Here is a 25,292-nt window from a genome sequence, read left to right as displayed (position 1 = left end):
TTCTTGGCCGTTGCCGGTGAAATCCCGCGGGTTATCTACATGAGCCGCGGAGAATCAGCGCTTGACTGGCGCCGGCGGCCGGCGCAGCAGGCCTTCGCCGGCGAACAGGATCAGCGCGCTCCAGATCAGCGCGAAGCCCACCAGGCGGTCGGCGGTAAACGCTTCCTTGAACAGCCACACGCCGAGCAGGAATTGCAGGGTCGGCGACAGGTATTGCAGCAGCCCCAGGATCGACAGCGGGATGCGGCGCGCGCCGCTGGCGAACAGCAGCAGCGGAATCGCGGTGAGCGGACCGGCCATCACCAGCAGCACGCGGGTGGTGTCGGAGTCGGTATTGATGAACACGTTCTGGCCGTTCACGGTCAGCCAGATGACGTAGGCCGCTGCCAGCGGGAACAGCACGATCGTCTCGAACGACAAGCCCTCGAGCGCGCCGAGCGCCGCCGTCTTGCGCAGCAGGCCATAGCTGCCGAAGGAGAAGGCCAGGAACAGGGCGATCCAGGGCACGGTGCCGGTCTGCCAGGTCAGCCAGGCCACGCCCAGCGCGGCAATCGCGATCGCCACCCACTGAACGGCGCGCAGGCGCTCCTTCAGGATCAGGTAGCCCAGCATGATATTGACCAGCGGATTGATGAAATAGCCGAGGCTGGCTTCGATCACGTGGTGGTTGGTGACCGACCAGATATAGACCAGCCAGTTGGCGCTGAGCAGCAGGGCCGACAGCACGAAGCTGAAGAATACCCGCGGCTGGCGCACCACGTTCAGCCATTTCCACTGGCGCCGCAGCAATAGCACGATCAGCAGGAAACCGAGCGACCACAGCATGCGGTGCGCCAGGATCTGCATGGGCGGCACATCGCCCAGCGCGTGGAAATAAATGGGGAACATGCCCCAGCAGAGAAAGGCCAGGGCCGCGTAAATGATGCCGGAACGCATGGAAATGGGGGCTGGATTGCAGGGATGACATTATCCCTGAATACGTACACGGCTGCTGGCGCGTGTTTCTTTTTGCACGGGTGTATGATGCACCACGAAATATTCTTGCTTTTTTTCAGCCACTATTTTATGGTGCGCCGCACCAATACAACAGCGATGGTGTAATCTTGACATCAGATAGCAAGAAGAGCAGCCTGGCGGCACTCACCCTGGCCGCAGTCGGCATCGTCTACGGCGACATCGGCACCAGCCCACTCTACACGCTGCGCGCGGTGTTCGACGACACCCACGGCCTGCCCCTGAACACTCCCAACATTCTCGGCGTCATTTCCCTGATCTTCTGGGCGCTGACGGTCATCGTCTCGCTCAAGTACGTGACCCTGGTGCTGCGCGCGCACAACCGCGGCGAGGGCGGCATCATGGCCCTGATGGCGCTGGCGACGACGTCGGTGGCGCGCAATTCGCGCTGGAGCTTCCCGCTGCTGGCCATCGGCGTCATCGGCGCCACGATGTTCTATGGCGACAGCGTGATCACGCCGGCGATCTCGGTGCTCGGCGCGATCGAGGGCCTCGAAGTCGCGGCGCCCGGCATGTCGCACTACGTGGTGCCGCTGGCGGTGGTGGTGCTGGTGGTCCTGTACAGCGTGCAGCGCCATGGCACGGCCGGCATCGGCCGCTTCTTCGGTCCCGTGATGCTGGTGTGGTTCCTGGCGCTGGCCGCGATGGGCATCGTCAACATCGTCGAGTCGCCGCAAATCCTGAACGCGCTCAATCCCTGGCATGCGGCGCACTTCATGCTGGACAATAAATTGTTGGCCTTCATTGCGCTGGGCGCGGTGGTGCTGGCGATCACCGGCGCCGAGGCGCTGTATGCCGACATGGGCCACTTCGGCGCCAAGCCGATCCGCATGGCCTGGTTCCTGATCGCCTATCCGGCGCTGACCCTGAACTACCTGGGCCAGGGCGGGCTCTTGATCGCCGATCCCGGCGCGGTGGAAAACCCGTTCTATCACCAGCTCGGCACCTGGAGCGTGATCCCGCTGGTGATCCTGTCGACCATGGCGGCGGTGATCGCCTCGCAGGCCACGATCAGCGGCACGTACTCGATGACCAAGCAGGCGATCGCGCTGGGCCTGCTGCCGCGCATGCGCATCCTGCACACTTCGGAAAGCGAGATCGGCCAGATCTATATCCCGGCCGTCAACTGGCTGCAGCTGGTGGTGGTGCTGATCGCCGTGGTCGGCTTCGGCTCGTCGGACGAGCTGGCCGGCGCCTACGGCATCGCGGTCACGGCCACCATGATGATGACCACCGTGCTCACCTTCTTCGTGACCCGCTACCGCTGGCGCCTGCCGCTATGGGTCTGCCTGGCTGCGACCGGCTTCTTCCTGACGATCGATATCATGCTGTTCGCGGCCACCACCACCAAGATCTTCCACGGCGGCTGGTTCCCGCTGCTGATGGGCGGCGTGCTGCTGACCCTGATGCTGACCTGGAAGCGCGGGCGCGCCCTGGTATTCGAGAACCTGCAGAAGCACGCGATCCCGCTCGAAGCCTTCATGGAGTCGCTGTTCGTGGCGCCGCCGACGCGGGTGCCGGGCACCGCGATCTTCCTGCGCGGCGAAAGCGACGGCGTGCCGCACGCGATGTTGCACAACCTGTCGCACAACAAGGTGCTGCACGAACGGGTGGTGTTCCTGACCGTGCACATGCGCGAGGAACCGTGGGTGCCGTTCGAGGAACAGATCGATATCGTCGACCTGGGCCACAACTGCTACCAGCTCAATATCCACTATGGCTTCAAGGACGAGCCCGATATTCCGGACATCCTCGAGCGCTGCGGCGCGCTCGGCCTGTCGTTCGAGATGATGGAAACCTCGTTCTTCATCGCGCGCCAGACCGTGATCTCGGCCCCGGGCGGCGGCATGGCGCCATGGCGCGAGCACCTGTACGTGGCGCTGTCGCGCAATGCGCGCAGCGCGGCCGACTATTACCAGATCCGCAGCAACCGGGTGATCGAGCTGGGGACGCAGATCGAGATCTAGGCTGCTCGTCCCGCCGACCTGCGCACGGGAGACGTGCGCAAAGGAAATTTCAGCAAACTATCTTATAATCGGGAATTATTGATTAATAAGCAATTCCTGAGCACGACCGTACGGGCAGGATGTCCGGACCGATCATTCCAATCCATTGGCGAGACATGAAGCTTTACTACTATCGAGGCAATAATTTCGGCGACAAACTCAATCCTGTGATCTGGGATGCGCTGATCCCCGAACTCGTGGACGAAGACGACTCCACGCTTCTGGTAGGAATGGGCACCCTGATCAATTCGCGGGTGCCGGTCGAGCCTCAGAAACTCGTGTTCGGATCGGGCGTCGGCTATAACAAGGCGGCGCAGGTGGACGACAAGTGGAAATTCTACTGCGTGCGCGGGCCGCTGACCGCCGCCGCGCTGGGGCTCGACAAGCAGGTGGCGATCACCGATCCCGCGCTGCTGCTGACCCGGGTCGTCAACCAGCCAGTGGCGCCGACGGGCGAGGTCGTCTTCATGCCGCACCATTCCAGCATGCTCAATGCCGACTGGGCCCCGTTCTGCGCCAAGGCGGGCATCACTTTCCTCGATCCCGAGGCCGACATGCACGAAGTGCTGGCGAAGATCCGCGGCGCCAAACTGGTCATCGCCGAGGCCATGCATGCGGCGATCGTGGCGGACGCCTATCGGGTCCCCTGGATTCCGGTGCAATGCTACGAACACATCCTGGGATTCAAGTGGGAGGACTGGTGCCAGTCGATGTCGGTGCCTTACCGCCCCCAGACCCTGCCAAGCGTGTGGGACATCGACAAGACGCTCGGCCCGCGCGACCGCCTGGCGGCAAACGTCAAGCGCGGCCTGCGCGGCGTGGGCATCTGGAAAGGCGACTGGACCCCGCCGCCACCGGCGAAGAACGTGCGCCAGGTCGAGGATGCGGTCGTCGGCGCGCTGTCGAAACTGGCCGGCAGCGGCGAGTCCTACCTGAGCGACGAACGTCTGCAGGGCGTGGCGCTGGAACGCCTTCTGGCGAAGATCGACCAGCTGAAGCGGGATTACGCCATCGTGGCTGCCTGATGCAAATGTTGCGTCAAAGCGTCAGTTTCGATTCAGCACTCCATTGCTAAAATACAATTATTAGACAAATTACGGACAGTTTCATGCGACTGATTCGATAAGGTACGAGGTTTCGTTACACCACCCTTATCTGCCTTTCCCTGTCGAGGACACCCCATGAAACTGAAGTTCCCCCTGATCGCGGCCTTCGCCGCCATGCTCGCCCTGACCGCCTGCGGCGGTGGCGGCAGCGACGACGACAAGCCTGTCGTCAGCAGCCCCGCGGCGCTGACCAAGACCGACAACACGGTGGGCACCGGCGCCGAGGCAGTGACCGGCAAGACGGTGACCACCCAGTACACGCTGTGGCTGTACAACGACAAGGTCGCCGACTTCAAGGGCTCGCGGCTGGAATCGGGCAATCTGCGCCCCTACGTCGTCGGCAGCGGCGCCGTCATTCCCGGCTACGACCAGGGCGTGATCGGCATGAAGGTCGGCGGCAAGCGCACCGTCCTGATCCCGGCCAACCAGGCCTACGGCGCGACCGGCAACGGTCCGGTTCCGCCGAACTCGGGCCTGGTGTATGAAATCATCCTGACCAAGGTCGAGTAAGCCGGCAGGCTTGCGCAATGACGTACCGCACCGGGGCATCGCCCCGGTTTTTTTTGCGCGCACGGCTGACCTGGCGCACGACCCGCGGGGAGGTGGCGGGCGATGCTCGGGGTTTTTCGTGCCGGGCCGATCATGCGTGCATCTTTCCTCCCCGTCGTCTGCTTCATGCCGGCCTGGACCGGCGTTGCGTCCGCCGCACCCATGCCGGCGACGACCGTCCCCGCCTGCGTCGTCGTCGATCCCTATCTCGCCGCCGACCCGCCCGCCTGGCTGCTGCTGGCGGCTGCGGTGCTGCTGCTCGGGGCCGGCCGCCTGGCCGCCTCGTGACCCGCGCGCGCCTGCGCTGGCGCAGAACGGCCCCGCCTTGTTTGCGACATCGTTGAGATTCCCCGGTCATCGGAAGGATCGATCATGTCCTTACGCAAATATTTCTTAACTAAATTGTTGCTGGTCATCCTGGCATGTCCAGGCCTGGCCATGGCAGAGCCGCTCTACCGCATGACCTGGCTGCCGCAGGATTTCACCGCCGCCGGTCTCGATGACGCCGGGCGGGTGGTGGGCACCGCGCAGGGAGGGGCGGCGGTATGGTCGACGGGCGGCGCCACCTACCTGGCCTCGCTGCTGCCCGGCAGCGAAGGCCTGGCGATCAATAACGGCGGTTCCATCGTCGGTCGCATCGGCAGCGATGCCTTCGTGTATGCCGGCGGCGCCTTCTCGATCTTCAACGTGCCGCCGGCCTATGGCACCTGGGCCACCGCCATCAACGACGCCGGCCAGGTGGCGGGCTTCGGCGCCCTCGGCTTTTCCGAGACCTACGCCTTCCTGTACAAGTCGGGCGCCGTGACCCAGCTGGGCAGCTTCGGCGGCACGATCAGCGTGGCCAATGCGATCAATGCCAGCGGCCACATCGCGGGCTTCGCCAGCCGCGCCGGCGATGGCGACGACTGGGGCGATCCGCGGCGCACCGCCTCGGTCTACCGCGACGGCGTTCAGCACGACCTCGGCTCGCTCGGCGGCTGGTTCAGCGAAGCGAACGACATCAACGACGCCGGCTTCGTCGTTGGCTGGTCCGGGCTCGAAGACAACTTCAGCGAGCGGCCCTTCCTGTTCTCTCCCGAAGAGAACCGCATGATCGATCTCGGCACATTGGGCGGCGTGTCCGGGCGCGCCAATGCGCTCAACAACGCCGGCGTGGTGGTGGGCCTGTCCGGCATCGGCAGCGTGGGCGGCTTCGACTACCACGCCTTCATTTATGGGGCCGGCGGCCAGCTCGACGGCATGCTCGACCTCAACGCGCTGGTGGGCGGGCGCGGCGACTGGCAGCTGGTGAACGCGCTCGACGTCAACGATGCCGGCCAGATCCTGGCCCAGGCCTGCAACGGGCTGGGCGACTGCCGCGCGGTGCGGCTCGACCTGGTCACGGCGGTGCCCGAACCCGGCAGCTGCGCGATGCTGGGGACGGGGCTGGCGCTGCTGGGCTGGCATGCGCGCCGGCGCCTGCGTGCGCGCTCGTACTGGATGGCGCCGGCGCTCCTGGTGGGAACGCTGACGGCGCCGTTGGCGGCGTCAGCAGCCCCGGCCGACGCGGGGCAGGGCCAGCCGGGCCTGTTCCGCGCCACCTTCCTCCCGACCGGGTTCTCCGCCCATGCCATCAACAGCCGTGGCCATGTGGCGGGCAGCAACGGCGCCGCCGCCGTGTGGGATGGCGCCACCGTGCGCGACTATGCCGCGCTGGCGCCGGGTTCGAACGCCTACGCGATCAACGGCCACGGCCACCTGGCCGGCGTCCACGTCGACGCCGCGCACGTGTTCTCACCGGCCGGCCTGCGCAATGCCGGGCGCGGGGTGCTGGTGGGCGTCAACTCGGCGAGCGGATTGAACGACAGCGGCGCCGTGTCCGGCAATGCCGCCTTCGGGATCGGCGAGCGTGGCCGCGGCTTCGTCGTCGCCAACGGCATCACGCGCATCATTCCCACGTTCGGCGGCACCTGGGGCGGCTCCGCCGCGATCAACCGGCACGGCGCCGTGACCGGCACCGCCTCGGTCACGGGCGACGCCTTTCCGGTGCCGCACTATCTTGCCTACGTCTACCGCGACCAGATCATGCGCAGCCTGGGCACGCTGGGCGGCAAGAACAGCAGCGCCCACGACATCAACGATGCCGGCGAGGTGGTCGGCATCGCCGATACCGGCATCGTCGTCGACGGGAGCAGCTATCTGGCGCAACCGTTCCTGTACTCTGGCGGCGTGATGTACAGCCTGGGAGCGCTGGGCAGCTTCGGCTATGGCTCTGCCAACGGCCTCAACAATGCCGGATCGGTGGTGGGCTCGTCGACCGCCGACACGCCTGATGGCCCGGCATCGCACGCCTTCCTGCACGAGCGGGGCGCGATGCGCGACCTGAACGCGCTGAGCGCGATGCCCGTGGGCTGGACGCTGGTGGATGCGACCGATATCAACGATGCGCGCCAGATCCTGGCGTTGGCCTGCCACCGCGAGGACTGCCAGTACGTGCGGCTCGATCCGCCGCCGTGCGCTTGCTGACCTCGGATCATCTGAACGGGCGCGTCCGCGCAGTAGTGTATCGTTGGAAAGGAGCAAGCGCAGCCATCAGGACCTGAACAGGAGGGCGCACGCCATGTTGCCGCAATGCGCGGCAGGTATGCTCACCCGAGCGCGCAGCATGCCGCCAAGCCACCTGTCCATGGAAGATGCCCGATGAGAATTCTGCTGGTAGAGGACGAAACCGAATTCGCCGACACGGTGCGCGGCGCGCTGGAGCGCGAAAAATACGTTGTCGACCATGCCGACCGGCTGGCGCTGGCGCGCGAGGCCAGCCGCCTGCATGCGTACGACCTGGTGCTGCTCGACCGAACGTTACCCGACGGCGATGGCCTGTCCCTGCTGCCGCTGCTGCGCGCCGCCAATCCCGGCCTGCCCGTCATCATGCTGACCGCGCGCGGCGAAGTCACCGACCGTGTCGCCGGCCTCGACGAGGGCGCGGACGATTACCTCGTCAAGCCGTTCGCGCTCGAAGAACTGTTCGCGCGCATCCGCGCGGTGCGGCGCCGTCCCGCCGAACTCGGTCCCGAGGAAATCCACGTCGGCGCGCTCGTGTTCGATGTCGCCAACGACGAGGCGAGCGTGGCGGGCGTGCGGCTGGACCTGGCGCGACGCGAACTGCGCGTGCTGGCGACGCTCGTCAAGCGCCGCGGGCGCACCGTGCTGCGCGAATCGCTCGAACAGGCCGTGTATGGCTACGACGACGCGATCCAGTCGAACACGCTGGACTCCCATATCTCGCGCCTGCGCCGCAAGCTGGCCGCCGTCGATGCCGGCATCGAGATCCACGCCATCAAGGGCGTCGGCTACCTGCTGCAGGCGCGGTCGTGAGCCGCAGGCCGCCCTCGCTCAAGCGGCCGCTGATCGTCCAGCCGCTGCTGTTCCAGTTCGCCATCTTGTTCATCTGCATCCCGCTCCTCGTCGCGCTGGCGCTGCGCGCCGATAGCGGAGGGCCGTATACCGACGAGCGGATCACGCCCGTCATCGCCGCTGCCATCGTGCGCGCGGACGACGGCGCCCTGGCGCTGCGCATGACGGAGCAACTGGCCGCGCTGCGCGCCGAGACGCCGAACCTGTGGTTCGTGGCCGAGGACGACCATGGCCGCCGCCTCAGCTTCGGACAGGTGCCGGCGCAGTATGCGGCCGCCACCAGCCTGCTGCGCAATCTCTCCTACGGCCACGTGCGCGACCGCTACGCGCCCCATGCGCTGAGCGCCGTGATCCGCCGCGAGGACTCGCCCGCCGGCCCGGTGACGATCCTCGGGCACGGCAAGCTGACGCAGGTGGGCTTCACCGTGCTGGCGGCGTCCAACGTCGCCGCGCTCCCGATCTTCCTGCTGATGGTCCTGATGTCGCTGGTCGCCATCCCCTGGATCGTCAGGCGTTCACTGGCCGGCGTCGCCAGGATCGCCGCCGAGGCGGAAAGCATCGACGTCGACCGGCGCGGCGTGCGGCTCAGCGAAGCGCAGGTGCCGAGCGAGATCGCGCCGCTGGTGCGGGCGGTGAACGATGCGCTCGGCCGCCTCGACGAAGGATACGAGCGGCAGCGGCGCTTCATCGCCTCGGCCGCCCACGAATTGCGCACGCCGATCGCGATCCTGCGGGTCAAGGTCGATGCTTCCAGGGACCCCGACACGCGCCGGCTCGGTAGCGACGTCGAGCGGCTCGCCAACCTGGCCGAGCAGATGCTCGACCTGCAGCGCCTGGACGCGGCGCGGCGCGACGAAGAGATCGACCTGGCCGCGCTGGTGCGGCGCGTGGCCGCCGACCTGGCGCCGCTCCTGATCGCCGCCGACCGCTCGATCGCGGTCGAGGTCGACGCGGCGCAGCCGGTGCGGCCGGTGAGGGGCGACGCCGGCGCGATCGAGCGGGTGGCGACGAACCTGGTGCAGAACGCGATCGAGCATGGCGGGCGCCACGTGGTGGTGCGCGTGCAGGGCCCGGCATTCGAGGTCGAGGACGATGGTCCGGGCATCCCGCCGGAAGAGCGCGAGCGCGTGTTCGAACCGTTCCACCGCCTGCGGCCGCGCTCGGCCGGCAGCGGCCTTGGCCTGCACCTGGTGCAGCAGGTGGTCGAGCGCCACGGCGGCCACGTGTCGCTCCTCGGCGCGCCCGGCGGCGGCACGATTGCGCGCGTCGTCCTGTCGCCGGTCCGGCCGGTTTCGCCGCGCACTCCATGATCCCGCAATCCAGCGCTGTTCTACTGTCGTGCATGGCGACGCCGTCGCCTCCGGCCACACCGGCCGGCCACCGAATGTCAGACAGGAGAACAACATGAATCGACCATCTTGCGGCGCGGGTCGCCGCCCCCTCGCGACGCTGGGCCTCGTCGCCGTGCTGGCCGCGGGCCTGGCGGCATGCCAGTCGCCCGAGCAAAGGCGCGCCATGCATCTCGCCGAGGACACCGGCACCTGCGCCGATTTCGGCGCGCGCCAGGGTTCGCGCGAATACACGGAGTGCATGCTGCGGCAGCAGACCCGGCGCGACAACGAGAAGCTCAATGCGCTCGAGCGCCAGCGCATCGCGACCCAGAACAGCAAGGACAGCCTCGAGATGGTGCGCAAGATCGAGTGCGACCGCGAGGCCAAGAAAGAGCGCGAAGCGGGCCTGCGGCCGCGCCGCTGCGACTGACGAGAAGGTTCTTAGCGCAGCATGTCGATGTGCATGATGCCGTCTTCGTCATACGGTTCCGAGACGGTCTGGAAGCCGAAGCCGCCGTAGAAGCGCTCCAGGTATTGCTGGGCGCCGATGCGGATGCGGTGGCCCGGATACAGCGCCTCGGCCTGGCGGATGCCCTCGCCGATCAGGGCGCGGCCGGCGCCGGTGCCGCGCGCGGCCGGGGTGGTGATCACGCGGCCGATCGACATCTCGTCGTACTTGGCGCCCGGCGCCAGCACGCGCAGGTAGGCGGCCAGGCTGCGCTTGCCATCGATGCTGCGCCAGCCCAGCAGGTGGTGGGCGTCCAGGTCATGGCCGTCGATGTCGGGATACAGGCAGGTCTGCTCTAGGATGAAGACGTTCTGGCGCTGGGCCAGCACTTCATAGAGGTCGAACGGCGAGAGGTCGGCGAAGCGCGAGAATTGCCAGTCGATGAAGGTGGAGCTGGGGGGGTCATGAAATGCGAAGAGAGGATGGGTGGAATGTGGAACGGCGGTCATTCGGCGGCGGTTTCAAAACCTTCCAGCACGTTGACCGTATGGATGCCGAGCTCGGGACCGGCATTGCCGCCCTCGAACACGAAGGCCGTCGGCAGCCCGAGGTGGGCGATGCGTTCGCCGATGCGCAGGAAGTCGCCGCCCTGCAGGCCGAAGCGCGGATCCTGCCCTTGCGCGGCCGTGTCGGCGCCGAGCGACACCACCAGCGCCTGCGGCCGGGCCATGGCGATCTTGAGGCAGGCGGTTTCCAGGGCCGCGAACCAGGCGCCGCTGCCGCAGCCGGGCGCCAGCGGGATGTTCATCGTGTAGCCGGCGCCGGCGCCGCTGCCGGTCTCGTCGGCATGGCCCAGGTAGAACGGATAGTCGACGCGCGGGTCGGCGTGGATCGAAACGAACAGCACGTCGCTGCGATGATAAAAAATGCCCTGGGTGCCGTTGCCGTGGTGGTAGTCGAGGTCGAGGATGGCGACCCGTTCCAGGCCGTCGTCCAGCAGGTGCTGGGCCGCCAGCGCGGCATTGTTCAAGAAGCAGGCGCCGCCGAAGAAATCGCTGCCGGCATGGTGGCCGGGCGGGCGCGTGAGCGCGAAGGTGCCGCGCTCGCCGCGCCGCAGGGCATGGGCCGCGTTGACGGCGCAGTCGGCGCCGGTCTTGGCCGCGATCCAGGTGCCGCTCGTCAGCGGCGTGCCCGCATCCATCGAATACAGGCCGAGGCGCGCGCCAAAATCGTCCGGTTCGATATCGAAGCGCAGGGTGCGCACCGGCCATGCCCTCGGCAAGGCATCCTTGCCGGCATTGCGCGGATCGAGACCGATCCATTCGCTCCAGGCGTTGCGCAGGAAATGCAGGTAGCGCGGGCTGTGCACCCGCTCGAGCGTCATGAGCGGCACGCCGTGCGGCGTGACGATCGCGCCCAGGCCGCGCCGCTCGCATTCCTTCAGGACGATGGCGGCGCGCTCGGGCTCTTCCGAACAAGGCGCCAGCTCGCCGCGATCGGGCTCGACGCGGCCGGCATGCTGGGCATGGTGTTCGTTGTAAAACGTGAGCAAGTAGTCCTCGCGGCTGCAGGTTCGAACGGATGCCGCGATTGGCGGCTACCTCAGTTGTTGGAGCATAGCCTACTGCAATTGTAGGCCGCAACAAAGTCGTCGAAGCTGCCCGTGTCGGTCGCTTCGATGCTCGCCTGCTCGGCCAGCGAGCTGGCCGCCATCTCGTCGAACAGCGCTTCCTCGGCCGGCATCAGGGGACTGTCGCGGAAGGTGGCCGCATGCAGGCGGCTCTGCTGCAGGCCGAAGGCCGCGGCCGAGCCGAGCGCGCGCACTTCTTCCAGCACCCGCGCCGACGGGGTGAGCGACGGATCCTCGATCTTCGCCTTCTGCTTGGCCAGCGCAGCCTGGTGCACGTCGCCCTCGTTGTGCCCGTCGTCCAGCAGCCGGGCCACCGGGCGGATGCGTTCGATCAGTTCCAGCGCCCAGTCCTTCAGCGGCACTTCTGCCCCGTCGCGAGTCAGGGTCAGGTCGGGGCGGCGGCCTTCCTTGACCGTGCGCGCGAAGTTACGCGCGTGCAGCTGGCTGTCGTGGGCGCTGATCAATGGGCTTTCCTCGAGCGCGCAGAACAGCAGGAAGGCGTCCAGGAAGCGGCCGGTGTCGAGGGCGATGCCCACCGGCTCGAACGGATCGACGTCGAGGCAGCGCACCTCGATGTATTGCACGCCGCGGTTGCACAAGGCCTGCACCGGACGCTCGCCGGTGCGGATCACGCGCTTGGGACGGATGGTCGAGTAATACTCGTTCTCGATCTGCAGCACATTGGTCGACAGCTGGATCCATTCGCCGTCCTTCTTCGTGCCCAGCTTGGCGTAGGGCTCGTAGGGACGGTTGACCGCATCCATCAGGCTCGTGACATAGCTTTCCAGGCTGTTCTCGTGCGGACGCAGGCCGGACTGGGCGTCGTTCTGGTAACCCAGGTCGCTCATGCGCAGGCTGGTCGCGTACGGCAGGTAGAGGGTATCGCCGGACAGCGTCTCGAGATGGTGTTCGCGGCCGCGCAGGAAGCTGGTGGTGAGCGCAGGCGTCGCGCCGAACAGGTACATCAGCAGCCAGGAATAGCGGCGGAAGTTGCGGATCATCGCGATATAGCTTTCCGACTGGAAGTCGCGCAGCGCATGGCGGCGTTCCTCGGCGATCCCTTCTTCTTGCGCGAACAGCTGCCACAGTTGCTCCGGCAGCGAATAGTTGTAGTGGATGCCGGCGATGCATTGCATGGCCTTGCCATAGCGCAGCGCCAAACCGCGCCGGTACACGTGCTTGAGCATGCCGATATTCGACTTGCCGTACCAGGCGATCTCGATCTCTTCCTCGGGCGGCAGTTCGCCCGGCATCGACACGCCCCACAGCATCTCGTCGCCCAGCTTGGCGTAGGCGTAGCGGTGGATCGCGTCGAGGCGGTGCAGCGCCAGCGCGATGTCGTGTTCGGCCGGCGTAATGAATTCCAGCAGCGCCTCGGCGTAGTCGGTCGTGATGTGCGGGTGCGTCAGGGCCGAACCGAGCGCCGGGGAGTGCGGGGTGCGCGCCAGTTGGCCCGCCGCGTCGACCCGCAGGGTTTCGCGCTCGATGCCGCGCAAGCCCTGGCCCAGCAGCGCGCGGTGGTCGTCGTCGTCGAGCAGGGCCAGGCGGCGGTTGAATTGGTTCGACACAGTGTTTCCTTTCTTATACTGCCAGTTCGGTTGGTGCAGAGATTAACCGAAAAACGGACTGCGCGTCCGGCGCCCTCTCATTCAAGCCAGGGCGGCGCGCTGAAGGATTTGCGGGCCGGCGCCGGCGCCGCGGCGGCCGGCGGCTCGAAATCGGGCGACGGCCCGGGGTCGTAGCCCGGCGGCAGCTCGCCGTCGAGCACGAAGTCGAATTCGAAAGCGGGTTCCCATGTCGACACCGGTTCGGATGCGGCATTGAATTCGGCGTCGCCGTCGACATTCGCCCTGGCCGCGGCCTGCGGCGCGCCGGCGCGCGTCGCCGGATCCTTCTCGGCCACGATCCAGCGGCCGATGCGGCGTTCCAGCTCGGGCAGCGGCAGCGCGCCGCCGCCGAGCAGGGCGTCATGGAAGCGGCGCGGGTCGAACAGCTTGCCGAGCGCGGCGCGCGCCTGGGTGCGCAGCGCCAGGATGCGCAGTTGGCCGATCTTGTAGCCCAGCGCCTGGGCCGGGCGCGCGATATAGCGGTCGACCTCGGCCTCGTTGTCGGCCGGCGGATTGGCGGTATGCGTGTTCAGGTAGTCGATCGCCTGCTGGCGCGTCCAGCCGAGCGAATGGATGCCGGTGTCGACCACCAGGCGCGCGGCGCGGAACATCTCTTCGTTGAGGTGCCCGAACAGCGAGAACGGATCCTGGAACAGGCCGAGATCCAGCCCCAAGCCTTCGGCATAGGTGGCCCAGCCTTCGCCGTAGGCGTCGTACCAGCCGTGGCGCCGGAATGCCGGCAGCTCGAGTTCCTGGGCGCGCGTCACCTGCAGGTGGTGGCCGGGAACCGCCTCGTGCAGGGCCACGGTGTCGACCTGCCAGATCGGACGCGCGTTCAGGCGCGCCGTGTCGACCACCAGCGCGGCGCTGCGCGCCGCGCTGCCGGCCTCGTAATAGGCGGCCGGCTGACCGGCGTTTCCGCTGTCGCCGCCCATCGGCTTGACGACGACGCCCGCCTTGGGAATGACGGTGACCACGCGGCCCAGCCGCGCCTGGGCCAGCGCCAGCGTGCGCCGGTAGCGGTCGAGCAGGGCCGCCGCGTCGACGAAGAACAGGCGCCGGTCGCTGCGCGCGAAGGCGATGAATTCGGCGAAGCCGCCGCGAAAGCCCGTGCGCGGGATCAGGCGTTCGATCTCGGCGCGCATGCGCGCGACCTCTTGCAGGCCGAGCGCATGCACCTGGGACGGCGTCATCGCGGTGGTGGTGCTGTCCTTCACCAGTTGGGCGTACCACTCCGGGCCGCCCGGCAGCGCCGCGGCGCCGGTGCTGTCGCGCGCGGCCGGCACGTAGTCCCGGCGCAGGAAGTCCTCGAGCTTGCGCAGGGCCGGCGCCGCCTGCTGTTCCAGGGCCGCCTTGCCGGCCGCGCGGAACTGTTCGCGCACCTCGGGGGCGACGGTCGCCGGGATGCGCTGGAAGGGCGCGCCGAGCGCCCCGTCCGCCAACTTCTCGCGCAGCGCGCGCAACGCATCCGGCACCGGCGCGATGGCGGCCTTCGGGATCGTCCAGCCGGCCTGTTGACCGGCGCGCAGCTGCTCGATCAGGCCGTCGACGTGGGCCGGCAGCGCCTGCAGGCGCGCCAGATAGGTCAGGTAATCGGCGTCGTTTGCGAACGGCATCTCCGCGACCAGGCGCGGCAGCCGCACTTGCAGGCCGTCGTAGGCGGTGATCGGGAGCGGATCGAAAGGACGCGCCGCGCCGGCGGCGATCAGGCGCGCCTTGTCGGCCACGAACAGGTCGTAGGACACCTGGTCTTCGCCGGCCAGCTGCGCGCGGTCGATCTTCTGCGCCGCCGCCAGCATGGCGCGCTCGTGCTCGAGCGCGGCCGCGCGTCCCGCCAGCGAGGTGTCGGATAGCCAGGCGTTGTAGCGATGCTCGCCCAGGGCGGTGGCCTTCTCGGGCGCATGGCGCAGCTGCCACTGCCAGTCGCGCTCGTAGAGCCGGGCGGCCAGCACGGACGGCTGCTCGAGCGGCGCATCCGGGGTGACGGCAGGCGGCGCGGGCAGTGCGGGCAGAGCAGGTGGCACGACCGCGGCGCCGCCGTGCAGCGGCGCGAGCAGGACGAGGGAGGCGAACAGGATGCGCATGCATGCTCCGGAATCAGGACTGGTCATTCTAACAAGCCCGTCCCGAGGGGTGCGCGCCCCAGGCGCCCTAGGCACTGCGGCGGCCTCCGCTGACCCGCTCGATGCCGGCCAGGTCGCGCCAGCTCTGCACTTCGCCGTAGCCGCGTGCCTTCAACAGATCGCGCACCGCCCCGGCCTGGTCGTAGCCATGTTCGAGCAGCAGCCAGCCGCCCGGTTCCAGGTGCGCGCCGGCGCCGTCGGCGATGGTGCGCAGGTCGGACAGGCCGTCGGCGTGGTCGGTGAGGGCGTCGATCGGCTCGAAGCGCAGGTCGCCCTCGATCAGGTGGCGGTCGCCGGCCACGATATAGGGCGGGTTCGAGACGATCAGGTCGAAGCGCTCCGCGCCGAGGGCGTCGTACCAGTCGCTGCGCAGGAAGCGCACGCGCGCCTCGTTGGCGACGGCATTGGCGCGCGCGACGTCCAGCGCCTCCTCGCTCACGTCGAGCGCCGTGACGTCGGCATCCGGCCGCGTGTGGGCGAGGGCGACGGCGATCGCGCCACTGCCGGTGCCCATGTCGAGCACGCGCTGTCGCGGCGCGAGGCGCTCCAGCGCGAGTTCGACGATCAGCTCGGTGTCCGGACGCGGGATCAGCACCGCCGGCGTCACCTTGAACGGCAGCCCGAAGAATTCGCGCTCGCCGACGATGTAGGCGATCGGTTCGCCGTCCAGGCGGCGCCGCACCAGCGACGCCAGGAGCGCCGCTTCTTCAGGCGTGAGCACGCGTTCCGACTGCGTGATCAGGGCCACGCGCGGCAGGCGCAGCGCATGGCACAGCAGGATGCGGTTTTCGAGCGGATCGAGCGGCAGCGACAGCCGCACCTGCCCGAGCGTGGCGCCGGCCTCGATCATGCCCGCCCGGCGCGCAAGTTCCGCAGCAGCACCCAGCCCAGCAGCACGGTCAGCACCACGAACCAGACCGCCGACCATTGCGGGATCGCCAGGCCGAGAATGGTGTCGGTTGCGCCTTCGCACAGGCCGTCGGCGCGGAACAGCCACGGCAGAAATTCGGCGCTGGGGATCTTGTTGAGCATCGTCTCCATCGGATCGATGCCGCACGAGAAGCCGGGATTGGCGATCACGTACAGGTGCTTGCCGACCGTGACCAGGCCGCCAAAGGCCGCCAGCAGGGCCAGGATCGTGGCTGCGCGGACCTTGCCGCCGATGGCGCCGACCAGGGTGCACACGCCGATGGCGAGGAACATGTAGCGCTGGATCACGCACAGCGGGCAGGGCCGCATTTCCATGGCATGCTGCAGATAGAGGGCAACGGCGATCAGCGCGAACGAGATCGACGAGATGGCGAACAGGACCTGGCGGTTGGTAGGCATGCGTGGCTTTCTGAAAACGGGCAGGGTGGACGGGAAACCCGTCCACCCTGCCTTTGGCAGGATCGCCGTTATTCTCGCATAAACGTTGCAAACGACGCTTCGCGATTTTCAATCTGGCAACTTAACAATGACTTAAGTTCGCTTGTTGCTTTAGTCGCCCAGCGCCGCCAGCAATTCGGCCTGGTGTTCCTGGGCCAGCGCTTCGGTCAGTTCCTTCAGGTCGCCGTCCATGATGAAGTCGAGCTTGTACAGGGTCAGGTTGATGCGGTGGTCGGTCAGGCGGCCCTGGGGGAAGTTGTAGGTACGGATGCGCTCGCTGCGGTCGCCCGAGCCGATCAGGCTCTTGCGGGTGGCCGCTTCCTTCGACTGCTGCTCGCGCAGCTGGGCGTCCTTCAGGCGCGCCGCCAGCACCTTCATGGCCGAGGCCTTGTTCTTGTGCTGGCTGCGGTCGTCCTGGCATTCCACCACCAGGCCGGTCGGCAGGTGGGTGATGCGCACCGCGGAGTCGGTCTTGTTGATGTGCTGGCCGCCGGCGCCCGAGGCGCGGTAGGTGTCGATGCGCAGGTCGGCCGGGTTGATGTCGACGTCCTCGACTTCATCCGCCTCGGGCATCACCGCCACCGTGCAGGCCGAGGTGTGGATGCGGCCCTGCGTTTCGGTGGCCGGCACCCGCTGCACGCGGTGGCCGCCCGACTCGAATTTCAGTTTCGAATAGGCGCCGTTGCCGACCACGCGCACGATGACTTCGCGGTAGCCGCCCAGGTCGGACGGCGACTCGGACACCATCTCGACCTGCCAGCGGTTGCGCTCGGCGAAACGGGTGTACATGCGCAGCAGGTCGCCCGCGAACAGGGCCGATTCGTCGCCGCCGGTGCCGGCGCGGATCTCGAGGAAGATGTTGCGCTCGTCGTTGGCGTCCTTCGGCAGCAGCATTTTCTGCAGTTCGAGCGCCAGGTCCGCCATGCGCTGTTTCGCCCCCTCGATTTCTTCCTGGGCGAACTCCTTCATCTCGGGATCCTGCAGCAGTTCCTCGGCGGCGGCGGTGTCTTCCAACGCGCCCTGGTACTGGCGGTACACCGCCACCAGCGGCGACAGCTCGGCGTGTTCGCGCGTCATCTTGCGATAGCTGTCCATGTTCGCGGTGGCGCCTTCGCTCATCAGGAGTTCATCCAGCTCGACGAGGCGGTTGGCGAGTTGGTCCAGCTTGAACAGCATGGAAGGTTTCATGGGCAGTCTCGGTAGGAAGATGGTCGGGAGGCCGCAGCGAAGGGCCGGCTTGCGCGCTTGGGCGCGCAGGGCGGGCGGGGCCGCCGGGAGAATCGGGGCGCTAACGGCGGCCGCGGAACAGCTGCGGCAGCAGGGTGGCCAGGCGCGCGCGGTCGTCGCCCTGGGCCTGGTGCAGGGCCTGTTGCGGGCCGTGCAGGAACTTGGCGGTGAGCCCCTTCGACAGCGCTTCGAGCACGGCTTCGGCATCCTCGCCGCGCGCCAGCATCTTGCGCGCGCGTTCCAGCTCGGCCTGGCGCAAGGCCTCGCCCGATTCGTGCAGGTCGCGGATCACCGGCACCACGGCGCGGTCGCCGACCCAGTGCATGAAGGACTGGACCCGGGTCTCGATGATCGCTTCGGCCTGGCGTACGGCGGCCTGGCGGCTTTCCATGCCGGTCTGCACCACCTGGGCCAGGTCGTCGACCGTGTACAGGAACACGTCGTCCAGGCGCGCGACCTCGGGTTCGATATCGCGCGGAACGGCCAGGTCAACCATGAACATCGGGCGGTGGCGGCGCGCCTTGACGGCGCGTTCGACCAGGCCCTTGCCGATCAGCGGCAGGGTCGAGGCGGTGCAGGAGATGACGATGTCGAATTGCTGCAGGTTGTCCGGCAGGTCGGCCAGCCGGATCGCGCGGCCGTTGTAGCGGGCGGCCAGCGCCTCGCCGCGCTCCATGGTGCGGTTGGCGATGGTGACCGATTTCGGGTTCTGGGCCGCGAAGTGGGCCGCGCACAGCTCGATCATCTCGCCGGCGCCGATGAACAGCACGTGCTGGTCGGCGATGCGGTCGAAGATGCGGTGCGCCAGGCGCACCGCGGCGGCGGCCATCGACACGCTGTGGGCGCCGATCTCGGTGGTAGTGCGCACTTCCTTCGCCACCGCGAAGGTGCGCTGGAACATCTGGTGCAGATAGGTGCCCAGGCCGCCGGCGGCGTCGGCGGTGCGCACCGCATCCTTCATCTGGCCCAGGATCTGCGGTTCGCCCAGCACCATCGAGTCCAGGCCCGAGGCGACGCGGAAGGCGTGGCGCACGGCGTCGTCCTGCGGCAGCAGGTACAGGTGGGGGCGCAGCTCGGCGTAGTTGAGCGCATGATAATGCGCCAGAAATTGGGCCGAAGCGTCCAGCGGATCGGGCAGCTTGATCGCCGCATACATCTCGGTGCGGTTGCAGGTCGAGAGGATCGCCGCCTCTTCGCCGCCGGTGGAACCCTGGCGCGCGAACCAGCCGCGCGCCGACTGCACCGCCGTGCCGATCTGGTCGGGCGCGAGCGCCAGTTGCTCGCGCAGCGAGACCGGTGCTGTGGTGTGGTTCAGGCCGACGGCAAGCAGTTGCATTTCGGAGGGAGAGCGAGGGTCAATGGACTGCGGCCATTATACCCTCTTGCTGTCAGGGCTTCAGGCTCTCGCCTCAGGCGCCGAGCTTTTCCAGCCGGTAGCCATAGCTGTAGACCGGCACGAGGCGGAAGCCGTTCTCTGGCCGCAGATGGAGCTTGTTGCGTACGCGCGAGACGTGGGTGTCCATGGTGCGCGACGGCACGTCGTTTTCGCGGACCCACACCGATTCGTGGATGTAGGCGCGCGACAGCGGGCGGCCAATATTCCTGAAGAATAGCAGCGCCAGCGAGAACTCCTTCTGGGTCACGTCGATCACCGAACCGTCCTTGAGCAGCCGTCCCGGACGGGTCTCGAAGGTGTACGGGCCGAACTGCAGCTGCTCGGCGCTGTTCTGCGATGGATAGGCGCGGCGCAGCAGGGCCGAGACGCGCGCCACCAGCTCGCCGCGGCGCAGCGGCTTGACCAGGTAGTCGTCGGCGCCGGCGGTGACGCCGGCAATGATGTCGTCTTCGGCGTTATTCCCGACGAGGAACATGGTCGGCGCGGTGGACGCCAGCTTTTCCTTGGCGCGGCGCAGCACTTCGCCGCCTTCCATATCCGGGACATTCCAGTCCATCACCAGCATGTCGGCACTGTCCTTGCGTAACTGCCCCAGTAATTCCTTGGCGCTGTCGTACGATTGGCAGCTGTGGCCAGCGGCGCTGAGGACCTGGCAAATCAGGTCGGCTTGGGGACGGTCTTGCTCCAGGACGGCAATCTTCATGACGGGCGAAATGTTGTGTGGTTGCCTATGTAGGAAGATTCCTACAAAGTTAAACCAAATATATCAGACTTTCACAAAACGATGCTACTGATAAACATCGCTCAGACACCAAAAGGTGACATTTGTACTATGCGAGTGTTGTGTTAACGGGACCACGCAGAAAATCTCCCCACAGGCGTAGACTGAATTTTATATGTCATTCAGATAATGTATAGGGGGAAATTATGTTGTTTACACGCAAAAACACCGCTGTGTCCGAGGATCGCGTCCCCGTCAGCGGCGCCGAGATCGACGCCACCCGCAGCCGCTGCCTGGCGCTGGTCAGGAAACGCGCCGCGATGTCGGCGGCGGTGGCTGCGGTGCCGGTGCCCGGCCTCGACCTGCTGGCCGATATTACGGGTTTCGCGGCCCTGGTCGACCAGATCAATGCCGAATTCGGCCTGACCCAGAAGCAGATCGAACGCCTGCACCCACGCATGCGCGTGATCGCTTACAAGGCGGCGGCGTCGGTGGGAGGCATGCTTGTCGGCAAACTGGTGACGCGCGGCGCCGTCGCGCGCCTGTTCCGGGTCGTGGCCGGCCGGATGGCGGTCAAGACCACGGCCAAGATGGTGCCGCTGGCCGGCCAGATCGCGTCGGCGGCGATCGGCTACACGCTGTTCAAGCGCATGGGGGCGCAGCACGTGGAAGCCTGCGTGAAGGTGGTGCAGGAGCTGGAGCGGGCCGAGGCCGCGGGCGAGGCGCCGCAGCCGGTGGAGGAGAACGACGACGCCGCCGCCACTGTACAGGTCAATGGCGGGGCGGTCAGTGGGCCGGCGAAAGAGCCGGTGCTGGTGATGTGACGAGCTGACCATCCTGCGCAGGGTGGACGCCAGGGTGAGGTCGACGACCTGGGCAGCGCTCACCCCGGCCGCCTTCACCGCCTCGACCCTGCCCGCGTCCACGGTGCCGCGGGTCGTCACCAGGTGGCGCGCGAAATCCGCCAGCGCATCTTCGCGGGCATTGCCGGTGGCGTCCGGGACGGGGTGGGAGGCGAGACGGGTCATGATGAAGATCGTCTCACTCAAGAAATGCCCATCACAAAAGACGATGCCCGCACGGGGCGGGCATCGATGGGCGAAGCGCGGCGCCGGTCAGGTATCCGGCAGCACCACGTTCACGTCCAGCACTTCCAGGTTGCCCTGGCGGTCGACCGAGACCTTGATGTCGTCAGGGTTGACCTTGACGTACTTCGAGATCACGGCCAGCAGCTCCTGGTGCAGGGCCGGCAGGAAATCCGGACCGGCGCGGTTGGTCCGTTCGCGTGCGATGATGATCTGCAGGCGTTCCTTGGCGGCTGTCGCGCTCTTCTTTTTTTCGGGGAAGAGGAATGAAAGCAATGCCATCTCACTTGGCTCCGAAAATGCGCTGGAAGAGTCCCGGCTTTTCGTAGTTGGTAAAGCGCAGCGGGCGGTCTTCGCCCAGGAAGCGCGCGACGACGTCCTCGTAGGCATCGGCCACGTCGGTCCCCTTGAAGTGGATCGCCGGGTTGCCCTGGTTCGAGGCGTGCAGCACCGATTCCGATTCCGGAATGATGCCGATCAGCGGGATGCGCAGGATTTCCTGCACGTCCTGGTAAGACAGCATTTCGTCCGCTTCGACGCGTTTCGGCGAATAACGGGTAATGAGCAGGTGTTCCTTGACCGGCTCGCTGCCGCTCTGGGCGCGGCGCGACTTGGCCTGCAGGATGCCCAGGATGCGGTCCGAGTCGCGCACCGACGAGACTTCGGGATTGGTGACCACGATCGCTTCGTCGGCGAAGGTCAGGGCCATCAGCGCGCCGTGTTCGATGCCGGCCGGCGAATCGCAGATGATGAATTCGAAGTCCATCTTGACCAGGTCGTTGAGCACGCGCTCCACGCCTTCTTCGGACAGGGCGTCCTTGTCGCGCGTCTGCGAGGCCGGCAGGATGAACAGGTTGTCGCAGTGCTTGTCCTTGATCAGCGCCTGGTTCAGGGTCGCTTCGCCATTGACGACGTTGATCAGGTCGTAGACCACGCGGCGTTCGCAGCCCATGATCAGGTCGAGGTTGCGCAGGCCGACGTCGAAGTCGATCACTGCCGTCTTGTGGCCGCGCATGGCCAGCCCGGTGGAGAAGCTAGCGCTCGAGGTCGTTTTGCCCACACCGCCCTTGCCGGACGTCACAACAATAATTCGTGCCACAAAAAAGTCCTTTACAGTATCTGTTCAGTTCGGGGATCAGGCGCGAGGTGCCGGAGCCAGCGATTGGATGTCGATCCGGTCGCCGACCAGCCGGATCTGCGTTGGCTGGCGCGACAGGTCGGACGGGAAACCTTCGTCGAACGTGCGGTACACGCCGGCGATCGAGACCAGTTCCGGCTGCATCGACAGCGCGAAGATGCGCGCGTCCGGATTGCCGGACGCTCCCGCGAGTGCGCGGCCATTGAGCGGCGCATACACGTGGATGCTGCCATCGGCGATCAATTCGGCGCCATTGTTGACCACGGCGGTGACGATCAGGTCGGTGCCGCGGGCATAGATGCGCTGGCCCGCGCGGACCGGCGTGTCGATGACCAGCGGCAGGGCGGCCGGCGCCTGGGCGGCGGCCGGTTCCGGGGCTGGCGCAGCGGCCGCCGGGGGAGCCGCTGCGGCAGCCAGTTCGGGCGCGGCAGGGGCGGGAGGCGCAGCCGCATGGCCGCTGGCGCGCACGCCGCTCGAGCCGTCGTCCAGCGCCAGGCCCTGGGCCCGGATCGCTTCCACCATCGCCGGACTGGCGCCGCGCACGGCGACCGCGTTCAGGCGGTATTTCTTGAGCAGGGACACCAGCGCCGCCCAGTCGAGCCGCGGCGCCTCAAGCGCGATCGCGGCCACGTCGATCACCGCGAACTCGTCCTCGAAGAAGTCCGATACGCCTCCGGTCATCTGTTCCAGGGCGGAGTCGATGGCTTCCGGGTCGGCCGAGTGCAGGATCGTGGAAATGGCAACGACCGTGGAAATCTTGATTTCGATGGGAAGCGTGGTTTTAGGCATAAAACGGTGTGGTTGGCGTTGCGCTTGTGCATTCTACTGTGAAAATTATAGAAAAGGACAGAAGCGCACGCATCATTCCTAACAGAAATTGAACGTTTGTCAGCAACCAAAAATTAAGTCATGCGCCAGATCAAACCCGCACGATTGGTATGTTGTTTTTGATGAATAAACTGCTAAGATTGCTGATGCTTTAACAGCAGCATGGGCTCCTCATTCCGACACTTGAGGTTTTTATCGATCCCATGCACAGAGCCCGCCATCGCAGAATGGCGCGCCGAGTCCGAGGGAATTCTGTATGTTGCCGGCCGCGGCCGGCTGAACGGAGATTGAACATGGAAGACGTAGTCATCGTCGCCGCCGGTCGTACGGCCGTCGGCAAATTCGGCGGTACCCTCGCCAAGATTCCAGCCGCCGAACTGGGCGCGCAAGTGATCAAGCACCTGCTGGCCAAGACCGGCATCGCCCCCGAAACCGTCAGCGAAGTCATCATGGGCCAGGTGCTCACCGCCGGCGTGGGCCAGAACCCGGCGCGCCAGGCCGTCATCAAGGCCGGCCTGCCCGACATGGTGCCCGGCTACACCATCAACAAGGTCTGCGGCAGCGGCCTCAAGGCCACTCACCTGGCGACCCAGGCGATCCGCTGCGGCGACGCCCAGATCGTCATCGCCGGCGGGCAAGAGAACATGAGCGCCTCGCCGCACGTGCTGGCCGGCTCGCGCGACGGCTTCCGCATGGGCGACGCCAAGCTCACCGACACCATGATCGTCGACGGCCTGTGGGACGTCTACAACCAGTACCACATGGGCGTCACCGCCGAGAACGTCGCCAAGAAATACGAGATCTCGCGCGCCGAGCAGGACGAATTCGCGCTGCAATCGCAGCTGAAGGCCGAAACTGCTCAAAAAGAAGGCAAGTTCAAGGACGAGATCATCCCGGTCGAGATCGTGACCAAGAAGGGCACGACCGTCTTCGACACCGATGAATATCCAAAGCACGGCAGCACCCTCGAGGCGCTGGCCAGCCTGCGTCCGGCGTTCAATAAGGAAGGTTCGGTCACCGCCGGCAATGCGTCGGGCATCAACGACGGCGCCGCCGCCGTGATCATGATGAGCGCCTCGAAAGCGAAAGAACTGGGCTTGACTCCGCTGGCGCGCATCAAGGCCTATTCCTCGTCCGGCCTCGACCCGTCGATCATGGGCATGGGGCCGGTGTCGGCCTCGCAGCTGTGCCTCAAGAAGGCCGGCTGGACCCACGAAGACGTCGACCTGATGGAAATCAACGAAGCCTTCGCCGCCCAGGCGATCGCCGTCAACAAGCAGATGGGCTGGGACACGTCCAAGATCAACGTCAACGGCGGCGCGATCGCCCTGGGCCACCCGATCGGCGCTTCCGGCGCCCGCGTGCTGGTGACCCTGCTGCACGAAATGATCCGCCGCGACGCCAAGCGCGGCCTGGCGAGCCTGTGCATCGGCGGCGGCATGGGCGTGGCGCTGGCGGTCGAGCGCGACTGACGACGGCCTGATGACGGTAGCGACGGCCCTCCTGATAGCGCCGTCGGTTTCAAGCGAAGTGAAGTGACACAATAAAACTGGAGAAGACAATGGCTCGAGTAGCATTAGTAACCGGCGGCATGGGCGGCCTGGGCGAAGCGGTATGCATCAAACTGGCTGCATTGGGATATCAGGTCGTCACCACTTTTTCGCCGGGCAATACCAAGGTCGACTCCTGGCTCGGCGCCATGAAACAGCAGGGCTATGACTTCAAGGCCTATGCCTGCGACGTGGCCGATTACGACGCGGCCCAGGAATGCGTGCGCCAGGTGATCGCCGACGTCGGCCCGATCGACGTGCTGGTCAATAACGCCGGCATCACCCGCGACATGACCTTCAAAAAGATGGACAAGGTCAACTGGGACGCCGTGATCAAGACCAACCTCGATTCCGTGTTCAATATGACCAAGCCGGTCTGCGACGGCATGGTCGAGCGCGGCTGGGGCCGCATCATCAATATCTCGTCGGTGAACGGCCAGAAGGGCGCCTTCGGCCAGACCAACTACTCGGCCGCCAAGGCCGGCATGCACGGCTTCACCAAGGCGCTGGCGCTGGAAGTGGCGCGCAAGGGCGTGACCGTCAACACCATCTCGCCGGGCTATATCGGCACCAAGATGGTGATGGACATCCCGAGCGAAGTTCTGGAAACCAAGATCATCCCGCAAATTCCGATGGGCCGCCTGGGCAAGCCCGAAGAAGTCGCGGGCCTGGTGGCTTACCTGTCGTCGGACGAGGCTGCATTCGTCACTGGCGCCAATATCGCCATCAATGGCGGGCAGCATATGTCCTGATCCGTCAGGACGACACACGA

24 protein-coding genes are annotated in these 25,292 nt (G+C 66.7%); 11 read left to right on the top strand and 13 right to left on the bottom strand.

Annotated features, from left to right (window positions below; genetic code table 11):
• Positions 1 to 54: 54 nt before the first annotated feature.
• Entirely contained in the window at positions 55 to 936 is an 882-nt protein-coding gene (gene rarD / locus DIR46_RS13400; RefSeq protein ID WP_109345662.1) for an EamA family transporter RarD, read from the bottom strand.
• Positions 937 to 1,103: 167 nt separating this feature from the next.
• Between rarD and DIR46_RS13395 the strand changes: the two genes are divergently transcribed.
• The 8 genes from DIR46_RS13395 to DIR46_RS13365 all read left to right on the top strand — a co-directional run bounded on the left by DIR46_RS13395 (position 1,104) and on the right by DIR46_RS13365 (position 9,829).
• Complete coding sequence (locus DIR46_RS13395; RefSeq protein ID WP_109345661.1) at positions 1,104 to 2,981, top strand: potassium transporter Kup; 1,878 nt, start codon at positions 1,104 to 1,106, stop codon at positions 2,979 to 2,981.
• 155 nt (positions 2,982 to 3,136) lie between these two features.
• Positions 3,137 to 4,045, top strand: a complete 909-nt coding sequence (locus DIR46_RS13390) for a polysaccharide pyruvyl transferase family protein (protein WP_162819509.1) — start codon at positions 3,137 to 3,139, stop codon at positions 4,043 to 4,045.
• 156 nt (positions 4,046 to 4,201) lie between these two features.
• Positions 4,202 to 4,636 (top strand): FKBP-type peptidyl-prolyl cis-trans isomerase, encoded by a 435-nt coding sequence (locus tag DIR46_RS13385; protein ID WP_109345659.1) that lies wholly within the window; start codon positions 4,202 to 4,204, stop codon positions 4,634 to 4,636.
• Positions 4,637 to 4,768: 132 nt separating this feature from the next.
• The gene (locus DIR46_RS26595; protein ID WP_162819508.1) at positions 4,769 to 4,963 is read left to right on the top strand and encodes a hypothetical protein; all 195 of its coding nucleotides are present in this window, start codon (positions 4,769 to 4,771) and stop codon (positions 4,961 to 4,963) included.
• A 150-nt stretch (positions 4,964 to 5,113) separates the two neighbouring features.
• Positions 5,114 to 7,180, top strand: a complete 2,067-nt coding sequence (locus DIR46_RS13380) for a PEP-CTERM sorting domain-containing protein (protein ID WP_229446251.1) — start codon at positions 5,114 to 5,116, stop codon at positions 7,178 to 7,180.
• Positions 7,181 to 7,354: 174 nt separating this feature from the next.
• On the top strand, positions 7,355 to 8,029 hold the full coding sequence (locus DIR46_RS13375; protein WP_109345657.1) for a response regulator transcription factor: 675 nt from the start codon (positions 7,355 to 7,357) through the stop codon (positions 8,027 to 8,029).
• Positions 8,026 to 9,378 carry a sensor histidine kinase gene (locus tag DIR46_RS13370; RefSeq protein ID WP_109345655.1) on the top strand — a complete coding sequence of 451 codons (1,353 nt, stop codon included), beginning with the start codon at positions 8,026 to 8,028 and terminating at the stop codon, positions 9,376 to 9,378. The genes DIR46_RS13375 and DIR46_RS13370 overlap by 4 nt, the downstream gene beginning before the upstream one ends.
• 94 nt (positions 9,379 to 9,472) lie before the next feature.
• The gene (locus DIR46_RS13365) at positions 9,473 to 9,829 is read left to right on the top strand and encodes a hypothetical protein (RefSeq protein WP_109345654.1); all 357 of its coding nucleotides are present in this window, start codon (positions 9,473 to 9,475) and stop codon (positions 9,827 to 9,829) included.
• A gap of 11 nt (positions 9,830 to 9,840) precedes the next feature.
• Here DIR46_RS13365 and DIR46_RS13360 read toward each other — a convergent pair whose 3' ends face one another.
• From DIR46_RS13360 to DIR46_RS13320, 9 genes are all read right to left on the bottom strand, one after another.
• A complete protein-coding gene (locus tag DIR46_RS13360; RefSeq protein WP_229446250.1) occupies positions 9,841 to 10,356 on the bottom strand; it encodes a GNAT family N-acetyltransferase in 516 nt (171 codons plus the stop codon).
• Positions 10,353 to 11,399: a histone deacetylase family protein gene (locus DIR46_RS13355; protein ID WP_109345653.1), complete on the bottom strand. Its 1,047-nt coding sequence runs from the start codon at positions 11,397 to 11,399 to the stop codon at positions 10,353 to 10,355. Before DIR46_RS13355 ends, DIR46_RS13360 begins: the two co-directional genes overlap by 4 nt.
• 50 nt (positions 11,400 to 11,449) lie before the next feature.
• Positions 11,450 to 13,045 carry a glutamate--cysteine ligase gene (gshA, locus tag DIR46_RS13350; protein WP_109345652.1) on the bottom strand — a complete coding sequence of 532 codons (1,596 nt, stop codon included), beginning with the start codon at positions 13,043 to 13,045 and terminating at the stop codon, positions 11,450 to 11,452.
• Positions 13,046 to 13,122: 77 nt separating this feature from the next.
• Positions 13,123 to 15,168, bottom strand: coding sequence for a DUF885 domain-containing protein (locus DIR46_RS13345; RefSeq protein WP_109345651.1), 2,046 nt, complete (start codon positions 15,166 to 15,168; stop codon positions 13,123 to 13,125).
• 67 nt (positions 15,169 to 15,235) lie between these two features.
• A complete protein-coding gene (prmC, locus tag DIR46_RS13340; RefSeq protein WP_109345650.1) occupies positions 15,236 to 16,057 on the bottom strand; it encodes a peptide chain release factor N(5)-glutamine methyltransferase in 822 nt (273 codons plus the stop codon).
• Complete coding sequence (locus DIR46_RS13335; RefSeq protein ID WP_109345649.1) at positions 16,054 to 16,536, bottom strand: disulfide bond formation protein B; 483 nt, start codon at positions 16,534 to 16,536, stop codon at positions 16,054 to 16,056. Before DIR46_RS13335 ends, prmC begins: the two co-directional genes overlap by 4 nt.
• 150 nt (positions 16,537 to 16,686) lie before the next feature.
• A complete protein-coding gene (gene prfA, locus DIR46_RS13330; protein WP_109345648.1) occupies positions 16,687 to 17,763 on the bottom strand; it encodes a peptide chain release factor 1 in 1,077 nt (358 codons plus the stop codon).
• A 100-nt stretch (positions 17,764 to 17,863) separates the two neighbouring features.
• Complete coding sequence (hemA, locus tag DIR46_RS13325) at positions 17,864 to 19,138, bottom strand: glutamyl-tRNA reductase (protein ID WP_109345647.1); 1,275 nt, start codon at positions 19,136 to 19,138, stop codon at positions 17,864 to 17,866.
• A 73-nt stretch (positions 19,139 to 19,211) separates the two neighbouring features.
• On the bottom strand, positions 19,212 to 19,901 hold the full coding sequence (locus tag DIR46_RS13320; RefSeq protein ID WP_109345646.1) for a response regulator transcription factor: 690 nt from the start codon (positions 19,899 to 19,901) through the stop codon (positions 19,212 to 19,214).
• A gap of 251 nt (positions 19,902 to 20,152) precedes the next feature.
• Between DIR46_RS13320 and DIR46_RS13315 the strand changes: the two genes are divergently transcribed.
• Complete coding sequence (locus tag DIR46_RS13315) at positions 20,153 to 20,743, top strand: hypothetical protein (protein ID WP_229446606.1); 591 nt, start codon at positions 20,153 to 20,155, stop codon at positions 20,741 to 20,743.
• A 291-nt stretch (positions 20,744 to 21,034) separates the two neighbouring features.
• On the opposite strand, the gene minE is transcribed toward DIR46_RS13315, so the two are convergent.
• The 3 genes from minE to minC are packed head-to-tail and all read right to left on the bottom strand — an operon-like array spanning position 21,035 to position 22,931.
• A complete protein-coding gene (gene minE, locus DIR46_RS13305; protein WP_109345644.1) occupies positions 21,035 to 21,286 on the bottom strand; it encodes a cell division topological specificity factor MinE in 252 nt (83 codons plus the stop codon).
• Position 21,287: 1 nt separating this feature from the next.
• Positions 21,288 to 22,103, bottom strand: a complete 816-nt coding sequence (gene minD, locus DIR46_RS13300; RefSeq protein WP_109345643.1) for a septum site-determining protein MinD — start codon at positions 22,101 to 22,103, stop codon at positions 21,288 to 21,290.
• A 36-nt stretch (positions 22,104 to 22,139) separates the two neighbouring features.
• Positions 22,140 to 22,931, bottom strand: a complete 792-nt coding sequence (gene minC, locus DIR46_RS13295; RefSeq protein WP_109345642.1) for a septum site-determining protein MinC — start codon at positions 22,929 to 22,931, stop codon at positions 22,140 to 22,142.
• 332 nt (positions 22,932 to 23,263) lie between these two features.
• Between minC and DIR46_RS13290 the strand changes: the two genes are divergently transcribed.
• On the top strand, positions 23,264 to 24,442 hold the full coding sequence (locus DIR46_RS13290; RefSeq protein ID WP_109345641.1) for an acetyl-CoA C-acetyltransferase: 1,179 nt from the start codon (positions 23,264 to 23,266) through the stop codon (positions 24,440 to 24,442).
• An 89-nt stretch (positions 24,443 to 24,531) separates the two neighbouring features.
• Complete coding sequence (gene phbB, locus DIR46_RS13285; protein WP_109345640.1) at positions 24,532 to 25,272, top strand: acetoacetyl-CoA reductase; 741 nt, start codon at positions 24,532 to 24,534, stop codon at positions 25,270 to 25,272.
• Positions 25,273 to 25,292 lie beyond the last annotated feature (20 nt).

This window comes from Massilia oculi, assembly GCF_003143515.1.
Lineage (GTDB): Bacteria > Pseudomonadota > Gammaproteobacteria > Burkholderiales > Burkholderiaceae_D > Telluria > Telluria oculi.
Note: the sequence above shows the minus strand (reverse complement) of the source record. Positions and strands in the feature narration are given on the sequence as shown.